At 59.9% G+C, this 12,034-nt stretch carries 16 protein-coding genes and 1 pseudogene; 10 read left to right on the top strand and 7 right to left on the bottom strand.

The features are described from left to right. Positions 1 to 553: 553 nt before the first annotated feature. Entirely contained in the window at positions 554 to 1,498 is a 945-nt protein-coding gene (locus CWI66_RS16425; RefSeq protein ID WP_100732270.1) for a tetratricopeptide repeat protein, read from the top strand. A 23-nt stretch (positions 1,499 to 1,521) separates the two neighbouring features. On the opposite strand, the gene CWI66_RS16420 is transcribed toward CWI66_RS16425, so the two are convergent. Beyond that, positions 1,522 to 2,685, bottom strand: coding sequence for a MalY/PatB family protein (locus tag CWI66_RS16420; RefSeq protein WP_100732269.1), 1,164 nt, complete (start codon positions 2,683 to 2,685; stop codon positions 1,522 to 1,524). Between the two features lie 38 nt (positions 2,686 to 2,723). Here CWI66_RS16420 and CWI66_RS16415 point away from each other — a divergent pair, with 38 nt between their 5' ends. Then, on the top strand, positions 2,724 to 3,155 hold the full coding sequence (locus CWI66_RS16415; RefSeq protein WP_100732268.1) for a hypothetical protein: 432 nt from the start codon (positions 2,724 to 2,726) through the stop codon (positions 3,153 to 3,155). A 19-nt stretch (positions 3,156 to 3,174) separates the two neighbouring features. Here CWI66_RS16415 and CWI66_RS16410 read toward each other — a convergent pair whose 3' ends face one another. Next, positions 3,175 to 3,534: a hypothetical protein gene (locus CWI66_RS16410; protein ID WP_100732267.1), complete on the bottom strand. Its 360-nt coding sequence runs from the start codon at positions 3,532 to 3,534 to the stop codon at positions 3,175 to 3,177. A 66-nt stretch (positions 3,535 to 3,600) separates the two neighbouring features. Between CWI66_RS16410 and CWI66_RS16405 the strand changes: the two genes are divergently transcribed. From CWI66_RS16405 to CWI66_RS16385, 5 genes are all read left to right on the top strand, one after another. Next, the gene (locus CWI66_RS16405) at positions 3,601 to 4,407 is read left to right on the top strand and encodes a hypothetical protein (RefSeq protein ID WP_016915964.1); all 807 of its coding nucleotides are present in this window, start codon (positions 3,601 to 3,603) and stop codon (positions 4,405 to 4,407) included. A gap of 64 nt (positions 4,408 to 4,471) precedes the next feature. Then, positions 4,472 to 4,879, top strand: a complete 408-nt coding sequence (locus tag CWI66_RS16400; protein ID WP_016915963.1) for an acyl-CoA thioesterase — start codon at positions 4,472 to 4,474, stop codon at positions 4,877 to 4,879. A 39-nt stretch (positions 4,880 to 4,918) separates the two neighbouring features. After that, positions 4,919 to 5,221 carry a hypothetical protein gene (locus CWI66_RS16395; RefSeq protein ID WP_016915962.1) on the top strand — a complete coding sequence of 101 codons (303 nt, stop codon included), beginning with the start codon at positions 4,919 to 4,921 and terminating at the stop codon, positions 5,219 to 5,221. Between the two features lie 12 nt (positions 5,222 to 5,233). Beyond that, positions 5,234 to 5,755, top strand: coding sequence for a DUF501 domain-containing protein (locus CWI66_RS16390; RefSeq protein WP_016915961.1), 522 nt, complete (start codon positions 5,234 to 5,236; stop codon positions 5,753 to 5,755). A gap of 50 nt (positions 5,756 to 5,805) precedes the next feature. After that, entirely contained in the window at positions 5,806 to 6,351 is a 546-nt protein-coding gene (locus CWI66_RS16385; RefSeq protein ID WP_016915960.1) for an LOG family protein, read from the top strand. Here the strand turns inward: CWI66_RS16385 and CWI66_RS16380 are convergent, their stop codons facing one another. Together CWI66_RS16380 and CWI66_RS16375 are read right to left on the bottom strand one after the other, a co-directional pair. Next, positions 6,352 to 6,861: a hypothetical protein gene (locus tag CWI66_RS16380; RefSeq protein WP_026001954.1), complete on the bottom strand. Its 510-nt coding sequence runs from the start codon at positions 6,859 to 6,861 to the stop codon at positions 6,352 to 6,354. A 50-nt stretch (positions 6,862 to 6,911) separates the two neighbouring features. Further along, positions 6,912 to 7,409, bottom strand: coding sequence for a tetratricopeptide repeat protein (locus tag CWI66_RS16375; RefSeq protein ID WP_016915958.1), 498 nt, complete (start codon positions 7,407 to 7,409; stop codon positions 6,912 to 6,914). 249 nt (positions 7,410 to 7,658) lie between these two features. Here CWI66_RS16375 and CWI66_RS16370 point away from each other — a divergent pair, with 249 nt between their 5' ends. Together CWI66_RS16370 and yaaA are read left to right on the top strand one after the other, a co-directional pair. Beyond that, positions 7,659 to 8,690 (top strand): NADP(H)-dependent aldo-keto reductase, encoded by a 1,032-nt coding sequence (locus tag CWI66_RS16370; protein WP_016915957.1) that lies wholly within the window; start codon positions 7,659 to 7,661, stop codon positions 8,688 to 8,690. Between the two features lie 150 nt (positions 8,691 to 8,840). Next, positions 8,841 to 9,626, top strand: a complete 786-nt coding sequence (gene yaaA / locus CWI66_RS16365) for a peroxide stress protein YaaA (RefSeq protein WP_016915956.1) — start codon at positions 8,841 to 8,843, stop codon at positions 9,624 to 9,626. Here yaaA and CWI66_RS16360 read toward each other — a convergent pair. Then, positions 9,623 to 10,198 carry an isochorismatase family protein gene (locus tag CWI66_RS16360; protein WP_100732266.1) on the bottom strand — a complete coding sequence of 192 codons (576 nt, stop codon included), beginning with the start codon at positions 10,196 to 10,198 and terminating at the stop codon, positions 9,623 to 9,625. The genes yaaA and CWI66_RS16360 overlap by 4 nt on opposite strands. Before the next feature lie 142 nt (positions 10,199 to 10,340). On the opposite strand from CWI66_RS16360, the gene CWI66_RS16355 reads away from it, so the two are divergent. Next, positions 10,341 to 11,192, top strand: a complete 852-nt coding sequence (locus CWI66_RS16355; RefSeq protein WP_100732265.1) for a Tim44 domain-containing protein — start codon at positions 10,341 to 10,343, stop codon at positions 11,190 to 11,192. A 128-nt stretch (positions 11,193 to 11,320) separates the two neighbouring features. On the opposite strand, the gene CWI66_RS16350 is transcribed toward CWI66_RS16355, so the two are convergent. Both CWI66_RS16350 and CWI66_RS16345 read right to left on the bottom strand, forming a co-directional pair. After that, complete coding sequence (locus CWI66_RS16350; RefSeq protein WP_016915953.1) at positions 11,321 to 11,509, bottom strand: hypothetical protein; 189 nt, start codon at positions 11,507 to 11,509, stop codon at positions 11,321 to 11,323. 297 nt (positions 11,510 to 11,806) lie between these two features. Beyond that, positions 11,807 to 12,034: pseudogene (locus CWI66_RS16345) on the bottom strand (IS66 family transposase); the annotation flags it as partial.

The following is a 12,034-nucleotide window of genomic DNA, read 5'->3' as shown; positions in this document are numbered from 1 at the left end:
GGCCTCGCACGCACTTTTCAGCAAGCCGTCATCGAGATTGGCACCCACCGGGGTGTGGTTTCTGATTCATCAATTCATTATTGGCGGGAGGCGTTTTAGACCCGCCTAAACGGCTCAATGTCTCTAAAGATGCCTGTTGGGGTCATGTCACGGCGAAGCGTAAACACCTCAACAGCTGCCACCGGATCGACCTGCTCTAGCAGATCAAAGTGGATTCGTTTCCACTGAGTCCGGGTGACCTTGATACTGTATAGGTACTGATCGTGTGTACCGCCTGTAGTGGGATCGACCACCTGACGATACCCGGATACCCGAGCTTCTTGAACAGAGGGCAAACGTACAAACACGGCACCAAGCACACGAAAGGCAATGCCATGAACATGGTCACGATGCAGCTTCCTCTGCCGTGTAGCACTCTTCTTTCGAGGATCGGCTTTTTTGTGCGCATCACTTATGCAGCCAACGTTTTATTTCCAACGCATTGCTTGAATCCTCCGCCTCACGCCTGCATATCCAAAGGTAATCCCTTTTTCACGCGATGCAGAGTTTACCCATGTCGATTATCGATCCCCGCACCGGCAACCCTTTGACGGCCGACCCCGCGACCAGCAAGAGCACTGCTGCACAGGGCGAGCGCCCCTCCGTTACTCGCGAAGAGGTCATTATCGAGCTGAACGCGGGCAATATTCAGCAGGTGCTGGAAGCGTCCATGCAGGTACCTGTGCTACTAGATTGCTGGGCTCCCTGGTGCGAGCCGTGCAAAAATCTGATGCCGGTACTCGAGAAGCTGGCCGTCGAGTATGCCGGGGCATTTCTGCTGGCCACGCTGGACGTGGAAGCCAACCCGGAAATTGCCAGCCAGCTTGGCGTGCGCTCGGTGCCAGACGTGAAACTGGTAAGCCAGGGGGGCCTAGTGGATAGCTTCCAGGGGGCGTTGCCAGAGAAGGAAGTCCGCGAGTGGCTCAATCGCTACTTCCCTGCCCCCGGTGACGCACCGCCCAGCCCCGAAGAGCAGGCAGAGGAAGCCCTGGGCGCTGGCGACGCCGCTGGCGCACGGGAGATCTACCAAACGCTGATGGGCCAATATCCCGAGCACTACGCCTATCAGGTAGGTTTGGCCAAAGCGCTGGTCGCCGAAGGCCGTGGTGACGAAGCGCGCAGTGTGTTGGACAATTTGCCGCCAGAGGAGCGCGATGCGGCACCGGCCCGTGGCGTGCGCGCCAGCATCGAGTTCAGCGAGCAGGCGCTTTCAACAGAAGAGATCGCCGCGCTGGGCGAGCGCGCGGATAGCGAAGCGCAGTACCAGCGGGCGCTGCGCCAGGTGGCCGATGGCCAGTACGACGCAGGCCTGGAAGCTCTGCTGGCATTGATGAAGCAGGACCGCGCCTATAACAACGACGCGGCCCGCAAGACGCTACTGCAGGTATTCGATGCGCTGGGAGCCGACCACCCGTTGACGGTCACCTACCGCCGCAAGCTGTTCGCCCTGCTTTATTGATGCTGCACAGTTGGCACAGCGCATCACGCGTTTAACAGCGTATCCATGCGTGACAACGCCGCTTCCAGCTGGGAAGCGGTGGTGCCAAAATTGAGCCGCACGAACCCCGGGCAACCAAAGGCCGCACCGTCCGATAGCGCCACGCCTGCCTGCTCCAACAGTGCCTGAGCGGGAGACGTCCCCAGACCCGCCTCACGCATATCCAGCCACGCCAGATAAGTGGACTCTGGCGCGCTTAGCGAGACACCCGGCCACGTGGCCACGCGTGCTTCCAGCACTGCCCGATGGCTGCGTAGCACCTCCAGCAACGCCTGCCGCCACGGCTCCCCGTCACGGTAGGCAGCCTCGGCAGCCACCAGTCCCAGCACATTGCCATCGGGCAAGAACCCTTTGGTGGCCGTGGCAAAGCGCTCTCTCAGCTCAGCATCGGCAATGACGGCACAGGCGCTGGTCAACCCGGCCAGGTTGAAGGTTTTGGACGGTGCCCACAGCGTGATGGTGCGCTTGGCCAGGGTGGGAAACCTGGCCGCCAACGGGCGATGCTTGTCGCCCTCTCCCAATAGCAGGTCACAGTGCAGTTCATCCGAGACCACCCACAGGTCATGGCGCTCCACCAACGCTGCCAGGGCCGTCAGTTCCTCTGTGGACCAGACGCGCCCCGTTGGGTTGTGGGGATGGCACCATAGCAGCAGCCGCGTTTGTGAGGTAATGGCCGCTTCCAGCGCGGCAATATCCAGCGTCCAGGGCTCGCCAGGGGCGGCGGGCTCGGCTAACATCGCCTGCTGCGCCACGCGCCCTGTACGGGCAGCCACCGCCATGAAGGGGGGATAGATCGGGGCGACCGTCAAGATGCCTTCGCCTGGCTGGGTCAGCGCCATGGCGGCAAAGTGCAGCGCCGGCACCACGCCTGGCAGCCACTGCTGCCAGCTCGGCTCAATCGTCCAGCCATAGTGCTGGGCGCTCCATTGGCAGAGAGTATCGGCCAAACTGGCGGGCACTTCGCCGTACCCGTAGACGCCATGATCGACCCGTGCCCGCAGCGCGTCTATCACGGCAGGGGGCGAGCGAAAGTCCATGTCGGCCACCCACAGCGGCAACACGTCGGCACCAAAGCGGTGCCATTTTTGGGATGCATAACCTCCAGCAGGGGCGCGTCGCTCAACAGGCGTGGCAAAATCGAATGCCATGATCGGTCTCACTTATGTTTACGAGGTAGTCACGCAGCATGCCGCAAGATGACTTTTATACCAAGGTGCGTACAGGACTCCCGGCGCTGCTGCGTCAGTGGCTGTCACTGGGCAGAGCTGATGTCGATCAGTTGGCGCTGATTCTGGCGGAAACGGCACGGGTAGCCAAATTGGGCACGCCGGAGTCGACTCCCAACGGCGCCACGCTCCGGCAGTGGAGCGAGGAAAGCACTGCTGAAATACCGCTCTGGGCGCCACGTACGGCGGTTTTCCTGCTCAATCAGATGCCCGCCCGCCCTGTGCCACAAAGCGAAAAAGAGGCGTGCGCCTGGGCCTACTGCTGGCTGCGCAACCGTGACTTCGTGTCGCTGAACGATGCCCACGCCGCACTGCCCGAGCATCTCAAGGCACCGCTCGAGCAGGCGCTGGAAGCGGCCTGGCAGGACCAGCAGGGGCTACGCCTGGTTTAGGCTCTGAGTGAAAACGGGTTCAGCGGCGTTTACGCACCGGCGATTTGGGCTTGAAACCTGCTGGCTTGGTGGCCAGCCACGTCACGAAGGCGTGAATCTCTGGGTCTGCTTGCAGCGCTTCCAGGCTGGCAAAGCGGTCGGCCAATTCACGCTCGCTATACAGGCGATGAACATGCTTATGGCAGGCGTGGCAGATCCAGACGATCGCCGTCAGCCGCTCTTCACGGCTATGCCGCTTCTGGTAACGCGGCTTGTCATGCAGCGTGCGGGGGATCAGGTGGTGCCTGGTCAGTGAGGTGTCGCGCTGACATAGCTCACAGCACGTCGGCCTGGGGGGCGGTGAAAGCGCATGCTTTTTTGAGGGGGTCGTCCGCGTCACGGTCTGGAGCCTCGCACGTTTGTCACACCACTAAGAAATCACATAATAAAGCAAGGAAAACGCCGCATGATAGAAGTTCCGCTCACCTGGCAGCTGGCCAAACTGGGGCTGTCAGTCAGCATGGTCTTGGGGTTGGGCGCGGTTGCCGTCCGCGCCAGCCCACGCCTGGCCGGGTTGCTCTCGGGCTACCCCCTGGGCACGGCACTGGCGCTGTTTTTCATTGGCCTGGAAATCTCTACGGACTTTGCCAGCGCAAGCGCCGTCCATACCCTGGCAGGCTTTACCGCCACCATGGCCCTTGGAGCTGGTTATATCGTGGCGGGTCGCCGCCCCGGCATGCCGGGCGTACTCGGCGGTGTACTGGGCGGTTTCGCTGCCTGGCTGGCCGTCAGTACGCTGCTGGCACAGTTCAGCTTTACGCGGGTCACCGGGACACTGGTCACGCTGTGCGCCATCGTGCTGTTCAGCTGGCTATTTCGTGCGGTGCCCGATGTCAAAAGCTCGGCCGGAAAGGCATTTTCCTGGTCAGCATTATTGGCACGCGCCACGCTGGCCACCGTCATCATCTTCACCATCACCCGGATCGCCCACTGGGTTCCACCGGAGTGGGCGGGGACTCTGGCCGCGTTTCCTGTCACCATGCTGCCCTTTTTACTCATCCTGCACTTGAACCACGGCCATGCGCCCGTGGCCACGGTCATCAAGCACTACCCCATGGGCCTGGGCTCACTGCTGTGCTATACGTTATGCGTTTCCTATACCTACGACACGCTGGGACTTTTCTGGGGCACGCTGGCCGGGTTTGCCGTGGCGACGCTCTGGCTGCTGGGCTGGATGCAGCTCACTGCCTGGTATCATCGACGCCGCGCTTGACCAAGCGCTCGCTTGGGTGAATGCTGACAAGGTATTTTGACACCTCCATAACAAGGATAAAGCGATGTTTACACGTATCATCGAGCCAGCCTTTTACGATACTGACGCTCTGGGCCATATCAACAATACCCGCCTGCCCGCCTGGTTCGAGCTGGCGCGTAATGATCTTTTCAAGCTCTTCACCCCTGATTTGAATCCACGCCAGTGGCGGCTGATCATGGCGCGCATGGAGATCGATTATCGCGCTGAGCTGTTTTATGGCCACGATATCGAAATACGTACCTACCTGACTCGGCTGGGCAACAGCTCCTTCACCGTGACCCAGGAAGCACGCCAACGCGAAACGTTGACGAACCTGGGACACACGGTCATGGTGCATTATGACCATCATGCCAAGCGTGCCGTCCCCCTCGAAGGAGAGCTGCGTCGGGCACTTTCCACACACTTAGTCACCGAGCCCGCACCAGCCTGATCGACATGGGCCACCCAAGGCGGGGCATCAGGAGTCCTTATGGCTATCCGCTACAATCTCTGGATTGATCCCGACAATACGGCGCAGCACCGCGCCGTCGAGGCCGACCTGGAGCGCTATTTCATGGAGCGTTTTGCCGATTACCCGCACATCCGCTTGTTTGGCGCAGACCCCTACGATTATGATGCCCCGTTCAATCGGCTCTACGATGCGCTGATGGCCCGAGCGGCGGAGTACTGCGAAGAGAAGTGGCGCTACGTGGCGTCACCGGAGCAGTTGAACCGCTGCTTTTTCAGAGCCGTAGGCCGTTCGACCAAATTCGTTCAAGACGATCAACAGTGAGACCCCTCAGCAATGGTTATTCGTACCGACCAAGCACCCGACGAACGCCAACTGGCGATTATCACCCAGCAGCTCGGGCGTGCCCCACGCGGTATCGAAGCCGTTGCAGCCACCGATGCGCATGGCACCCCTCTCGTGCTGCGCATGGCCCCCATCGTTGACGACAAACCGTTTCCTACCCTGTACTGGCTCTGCTCGGATCTGCTCAAGATCGAGATATCGCGTATCGAGGCCGTGGGCGTCATCAAGTCGCTGGAGCAGCGCCTGCAGGAAGAGCCCGAGTTTCTCGCCGCCTATCGACAAAGCCATGAAGATTACGTGGCCACGCGTTGGCATTTCATGAGCGAGGCCCAGCGGGAAGAGGTCGCACGACTGGGTTACACCGATGTGCTCACCGAGCGCGGCGTTGGCGGCATCAGCAACTGGCAACAGGTACGCTGCCTGCACACCCAGTACGCACACCACTTGTGCGGCCACAATGTGATCGGCCAGTGGATGGATGAGCATTACGACGTTCAACGCTGTCTGGCTTGAGTCGACAGCGGCACCCCGCCCCTCCCCGTTTACGATAAGGACTCGTTATCATGTCTCGTATTTGTGTCTACCTCGGTTCCCGTGAAGGCAGCAGCCCCGCTTTTCGTCACGCGGCCCATACGCTGGGAAGCGCACTGGCCCAGCGCGGTCATACCCTGGTATACGGCGGCGCACGGATAGGTCTGATGGGGGCGTTGGCCAATGCAGCGCTGGATGCTGGCGGTGACGTCATCGGCGTCATGCCTGACCACCTGGTGGAGCGCGAACAGGCGCACTTCGGGCTGACCGAATTGATTCGCGTACCCAACATGCACGAACGCAAGGCGACCATGGCGGCCAACGCCGATGCATTCATCGCCCTGCCCGGTGGCATTGGCACGTTTGAAGAGCTATTCGAGATATGGACGTGGGGGTATCTGGGTCTCCACGACAAGCCCATGGGGCTGCTGGATACCGACGGCTTCTACGCTCCGTTGCTGACCTTCCTGGATGGCACCGTTGGTCACGGATTCATGGCTCAGACGACACGTGACATGCTGCTGGACGCGCCCACGCCCGATCAACTTCTGGATGTGATGGAAACCCAGCTACGCTAGTCAGGAGCAGCGGCCAAGCTGCGCCAGGGTACGTTGGTAGGTCAGCTGCAACAGGCGCGCATCTTCGCCTGCCCGATGACGGTGGATGCTGCGCTCGGCTACGAGGGCTTCCTTGGTCTCGCTCCAGATCGCCTGCTGCTCTTCACTCATCAGGATACGCAGCGCCTCCAGACGAAACCGCGGCAGCATGCCCGCATGATGGAACAGCAGCGATAGCCAGGTATTGTCGTAGCCCCAGCTATCGCTGTACGCCTTGCCAAGTTCGCGCAGCTCATCGTTCAGCCAGTGGGCTACCTGGCGCACCGGGTAGCCCTCCTTGATCAATCGATCACGGGAAATGCCATGCAGCAGCTCGGCCTTCGGGTCCCAGTGGGTCCACTCTTCGAGGGGCTGAATCAGAAACGCGCAGCAGCTGCCGTCGGCACGTGCGATGCCAACTTCGATCGGGTAGCTGCCACGTCCAAACCCGGACGCTTCAATATCCAGCACTGTTGGTAGCGTCTCGGACACTGCTTTCCTCATCAGTCTATCGGCAGGCCAACGACCTGCTGCGAACCCGCTCACGCCGCTGCGCGACGGCCCGCCAGCGAAGGTTGTTCGGCCAGATTCAGCCAGTAGGCAGCCTGGGCCTGGTCTACCACCAGCCCAAGCTCCCCCCGTCGGTAGGCGCGCACCAGGCGCTGTGCCGCGAGGTAATGGCCTGCCTGAGCTGCACGTGCATACCAGGTCACCGCGTAATCCTCACGCTGTGGATACTGCACGCAGCCATGCTCGTAGATATACGCAAGCTGATACTGTGACTTTACATCACCCGCCTGGGCCGCTTCCAATACATAGCGGGCTCCGCGCGCTTTATCCTGAGGCGACACGCTACGATGAAACAGCATGTGCCCGTACAGCGACTGGGCATCAGGATGCCCCGCTTCCGCACAACGCTTGAAAAGACGCATCGTCAGCCGTTGGGTACGCGGCGAGCGCGGCAACAGCCAACGCGTGTGAAACAGCTGCTCGGCCAGACGAAACTCCAGCCGAGTCAACAGCGATGATACTTGCGGCATGGCAAACCACCCTGCCTCTTTTGCTTGGAAAACTTCGGCTAGCGCCGTTCAGGAGCCGCTAACCACGCGATAAATCAGCCCTGGGCCGATTAATGGGCTGGCAAGCATACGCTTGCCTTGGCGCCGACTCAACCCTATTGATTTGCTGCTTTTGTAGCGCCTCGTTAACATGGCTGCCAGTGGTCGAATATGGCGCTTCTCAGCGCCTTGCCACCCGAGCACATCACGTCTCAATTAAGGAGAGAGTCAATGCAAACGCGCCCCTTGGGTAGAACGGGCATCGACGTCAGTCGTCTGTGTTTAGGCACCATGACCTTTGGTGAGCAAAACAGCGAAGCCGAAGCTCACGAACAGTTGGATCGCGCCGTTGCGTTTGGCATCAACTTCATCGACACGGCGGAAATGTATCCGGTTCCCCCCAAGGCAGAGACGCAGGGGCTCACCGAACGCTACATTGGCACCTGGCTGCAGGCGCGCGGTGCCCGTGATGACGTGATCATCGCCACCAAGGCAGCAGGCCCAGGCCTGGATCATATTCGCGGTGGGCCCAAAATGAGCCGGGAACACCTTCATCAGGCCATCGACACCAGTCTCGAGCGGCTCCAGACCGACTACGTGGATCTTTATCAACTGCACTGGCCCGAGCGCAGCACCAACTTCTTTGGCAAGCTGGGCTATGTGCACGATGAGCATGAAGAGACCACCTCTCTCGAAGAAACCCTATCGGCCCTCAAGGAACTCGTCGATGCAGGCAAAATTCGTGCCGTGGGCCTTTCCAACGAGACCCCCTGGGGCGTCATGCGCATGCTGCATCTTTCGGAGCAGTTGGGCCTGCCCCGGGTGGCCTCCATTCAGAACCCCTATAACCTGTTGAACCGCTCCTTCGAGGTGGGTCTGGCAGAAATCGCTCATCGTGAAGATGTCGGGCTGCTGGCCTATTCTCCACTGGGTTTTGGCGTTCTATCAGGCAAATACCTCAACGGCGCCCAGCCTCCCAAGGGCCGCCTGACGCTGTATGAGCGTTTCAAGCGCTACACCTCGCCAGAAGCGGAAGCAGCGACACAGGCTTACGTGGACCTGGCCCGAGAGCACGACCTGGACCCCGCGCAGATGGCGCTGGCCTTCGTCAACTCGCGCAGCTTCTTGACCAGCAACATCATCGGCGCAACGACCATGGACCAGCTGGAAAGCAACCTCGCCAGCGAAGGGCTCAAACTGGACGAAGACGTGCTCACGGCCATCGATGACATTCATCGCCGCATGCCGAACCCCTGCCCCTGATGCCCCTGCACCCGATAGCCCTGCCGCTATCACCCCGATAGCCTTGGCACACCCCAAGGCTTGATATAATAGCTGCACGATTTCTCGTCACTGCCCGCACGTTCGCGTGGGGCAGTGGCCTATTCCTGGTCACGGCAAAAGGAGCCCGCCATGCTGAGCGTCATTTCCCCGGCCAAAACGCTGGATTTCGAAACGCCCTCCACTACCGATCAGGTGACACAGCCTGACTTTCTGGAGTATGGCCAGCCGCTGATCGATATCTTGCGTGGTTATTCACCTCAACAGCTGAGCGATTTGATGGGCATCAGCGACAAGCTGGCCGGGCTCAATGCCGCGCGCTTTGCCGAATGGCAGCCCCCCTTCTCCCTCGATAACGCCAAGCCCGCCGTTCAGGCATTTCAAGGAGACGTGTATACCGGTCTGCAGGCCGAGACTTTCAGCGAGGCAGACAACCGCTTTGCGCAGCAGCATCTGCGTATCCTCTCAGGCCTCTACGGCTTGCTGCGCCCGCTGGATCTCATTCAGGCCTACCGTCTGGAAATGGGCACCAAACTGCCCAACGATGCTGGCAAGGATCTTTATGCCTACTGGAAGCCGGTGCTCACGCCCGCGCTCAACCAGGCGATTGAAGACAGTGGTTCCAGGGTTTTGGTCAACCTGGCCTCGAACGAATACTTCAAGGCCATCGACACTCGGAAGCTGGATGCACGCATCATTACGCCAGTGTTCAAGGACGAAAAGAACGGTACGTTCAAGATCATCAGCTTCTACGCCAAGAAAGCCCGTGGCTTGATGAGCGCATGGATCATCCAGCAACAGATCAACGACCCCGATGCCCTGACATCGTTCGATGTGGCAGGTTATCGCTTCGACTCGGCCGCATCGGAAGGTGATACGCTGGTCTTTACGCGCAAGGAAGCCGACCGCGACCGCTAGAAAAAGGTTACCGGCCATGGTGAGCGCGGTTTGAGGAAGCGCTGGTGCACCTCCTTGAAAAGCGGGGTGTCACAGCGGTGCAGCCACTCATACGCCACCATGTCGGCGCTGACGGCCACCGCGCCTGCCGCACAGGCACGCGCTTTGGCCAGTTGCGCCTCTTCGCGGCGACGGCTAGCCGTTGCTTCGCTCAGCCAGAACACCTCGTAGCCCGCCTCCCGCAAGCCCAGCACACTTTGCAGTACGCAAATGTGAGCTTCCGTGCCACAAACGATGATCTGATGTCGCCCCAGCGCTTTGAGGGCCTGTGCAAAGTCAGGCTCTTCCATGACGCTGAAATGCGTTTTTTGCCATCGTTCATGTGTGCCCACGGCCTTTACCAGCCCCGCCGCCGTACCGCCTAAACGCTCCGGGTACTGTTCAGTCAGCCAGCGTGGCACCTGCAGCATCTCGGCCACCCCAGCCAGCCAGGCCGCTTCACGAATGGCCAGTTCGCCGCCCTCGATGACGGGCAGTAATCCGGCCTGGAAATCGATCAGCAGCAGCAGACTATCTGTCTTTTGAATACGCACTTTTTCACCTTACTTTTGTCTTTATAGTGTGTGTCAGCATAACCCAGACAGGACGTTACACGGTACACTGGCCCTCGTTTATGGATTGGGAGCTGGGTTCCCGGCGCCTTCCGTTTTCTGCATCCTGAAGGGAGAAACCTCAATGTTACGACAGTTTTTTGTCATGCTGCTGGTCAGCGTGATGGGTATGAGTGCCGCTATCGAGTATGCCGAAGCGCGCCGCATGGGCGGTGGTGGCAACGTGGGCAGTATGTCTCGCTCGGCGGACCGCCCCGCCAGCACGCCAGCTCAACAACAGGCCCAGCCTGCCCAGCAGGGTCAGGCAGGCGCTGCCGCAGCACGCCGTGGCGGCATGGGTGGCATGATGGGCGGCTTGCTGGCCGGTGGCTTGCTGGCAGCACTATTCTTTGGCGGTGCCTTTGATGAGCTGCGCATGATGGACCTGCTGGTCATGGTAGGTGTTGCGGCGCTCGCCATCTTTGCGTTCCGCGCCTTCATGCGCCAACGTCGTCCTGCCACGCAAGCGGGTTACCAGCGCGAGCAGCATGGTAACGCTGCCCCCGCTCCCACCAGCTTCTCTTCGTCTGCGGCTCCCGGCAGTTTAGCCAGCGGCCTGCAAAACACGCCTGACTGGTTCGACAAAGAGCGCTTTCTCGGCGGCGCCAAGGAGCACTTCATGACGCTGCAGCGCGCCTGGGACAATAACGACTTCAGCCAGATTCAGGAGTACGTGACCCCCGAACTCTACAACCTGCTGCGCGAAGAGCGCGCACAGGAGCCTGCCAACAACCGCACGGAGGTCGTGCGCCTGTTCGCCGAGCTTGGCGATATCAATGAGTACGACGGCGTTGCCGAAGCCACGGTCATCTTCCATGGCCTACTGGAAGAGAACGGCGAACAGACCGAGTTCAACGAAACCTGGCACCTCACACGCGCCATGCGTGACCAGGCTCCCTGGTACCTGCAAGGCATCGAACAGAACCCGGGTGCCTGATACGCGGGTCATTGACCGCTGCAACGCAAAACAGCCGCTGATTCAGCGGCTGTTTTTTTATGCTTGACCCGTCAGGTTCGGATAGCGGGTGATGCATTGCTTGGTTTTTCAGATTTAGTTTTTCAAATTTAGTTTTCGGCAGACTCTTCGATGCTCTCGCCCATCTCTTCCAGGCTTTCACCGGCGCTTTCGATGCTGTTATCAATGCTTTCGCCAGCCTCCTCGGCGGGGCCCTGATTATCACAGGCCGCCAGACCACCTACCATCAGCGCAATGAAAAGCGCAGTCGCCAGCTTCTTGATGATCGTCGTATTCATGTGGTTCTCCTCCTGAGCCATTACTCCAAATCATTCAATTACATACTAAAAGAGCACAGGGTTGTACACCAGATGTGAAGAGTAAGGAGTTGTTATAAATTATGTTAAGCCCGCCTGCTTTGCGTAAATATCGTGCACTGTCCACACACCACTATTGTGCACAACGCACAGCAAAAAGCCCCGAACACAATGTGCTCGGGGCTTTCTACTTAATAAGTGCCTGACGATGTTCGGGCCGGCCACCCGGCGGGCGGCGCTCCGCTACTCTTCAGGGGGAGACCCCTAAAAAGCAAGTAACTATTCAGCACCGGTTGGCTGAGTCGGGGCTTCTTGCTGCATGAAGGCTGGCACCTCCCCCGCAAACAGTTGCTCCAGTGCGGTATGCGCCGCCACCCCTTGCTTGACGGCGGTCGAGAGAAAGCTACGCATGCGGCAGAAGATCTCAGCACCCTCCCAGGAGCGGAAACAGCCCGAGATTTTCTGCTGGACCTTGGTCATTCGCAGATCGCGTTCCCCCTGGTTGTT

The sequence above is a fragment of the Halomonas sp. 141 genome, from assembly GCF_002810305.1.
GTDB classification, from domain to species: domain Bacteria; phylum Pseudomonadota; class Gammaproteobacteria; order Pseudomonadales; family Halomonadaceae; genus Vreelandella; species Vreelandella stevensii.
The sequence above is the reverse complement of the archived record's forward strand: the minus strand, read 5'-3'. Positions and strand labels throughout refer to the sequence as shown.

Coding starts and splice junctions, on each gene's coding strand:
- CWI66_RS16425 (WP_100732270.1), top strand. CDS start 554: ATGTCGATTATCGATCCCCGCACCGGCAACCCTTTGACGGCCGACCCC.
- CWI66_RS16420 (WP_100732269.1), bottom strand. CDS start 2,685: ATGGCATTCGATTTTGCCACGCCTGTTGAGCGACGCGCCCCTGCTGGA.
- CWI66_RS16415 (WP_100732268.1), top strand. CDS start 2,724: ATGCCGCAAGATGACTTTTATACCAAGGTGCGTACAGGACTCCCGGCG.
- CWI66_RS16405 (WP_016915964.1), top strand. CDS start 3,601: ATGATAGAAGTTCCGCTCACCTGGCAGCTGGCCAAACTGGGGCTGTCA.
- CWI66_RS16400 (WP_016915963.1), top strand. CDS start 4,472: ATGTTTACACGTATCATCGAGCCAGCCTTTTACGATACTGACGCTCTG.
- CWI66_RS16395 (WP_016915962.1), top strand. CDS start 4,919: ATGGCTATCCGCTACAATCTCTGGATTGATCCCGACAATACGGCGCAG.
- CWI66_RS16390 (WP_016915961.1), top strand. CDS start 5,234: ATGGTTATTCGTACCGACCAAGCACCCGACGAACGCCAACTGGCGATT.
- CWI66_RS16385 (WP_016915960.1), top strand. CDS start 5,806: ATGTCTCGTATTTGTGTCTACCTCGGTTCCCGTGAAGGCAGCAGCCCC.
- CWI66_RS16375 (WP_016915958.1), bottom strand. CDS start 7,409: ATGCCGCAAGTATCATCGCTGTTGACTCGGCTGGAGTTTCGTCTGGCC.
- CWI66_RS16370 (WP_016915957.1), top strand. CDS start 7,659: ATGCAAACGCGCCCCTTGGGTAGAACGGGCATCGACGTCAGTCGTCTG.
- yaaA (WP_016915956.1), top strand. CDS start 8,841: ATGCTGAGCGTCATTTCCCCGGCCAAAACGCTGGATTTCGAAACGCCC.
- CWI66_RS16355 (WP_100732265.1), top strand. CDS start 10,341: ATGTTACGACAGTTTTTTGTCATGCTGCTGGTCAGCGTGATGGGTATG.
- CWI66_RS16350 (WP_016915953.1), bottom strand. CDS start 11,509: ATGAATACGACGATCATCAAGAAGCTGGCGACTGCGCTTTTCATTGCG.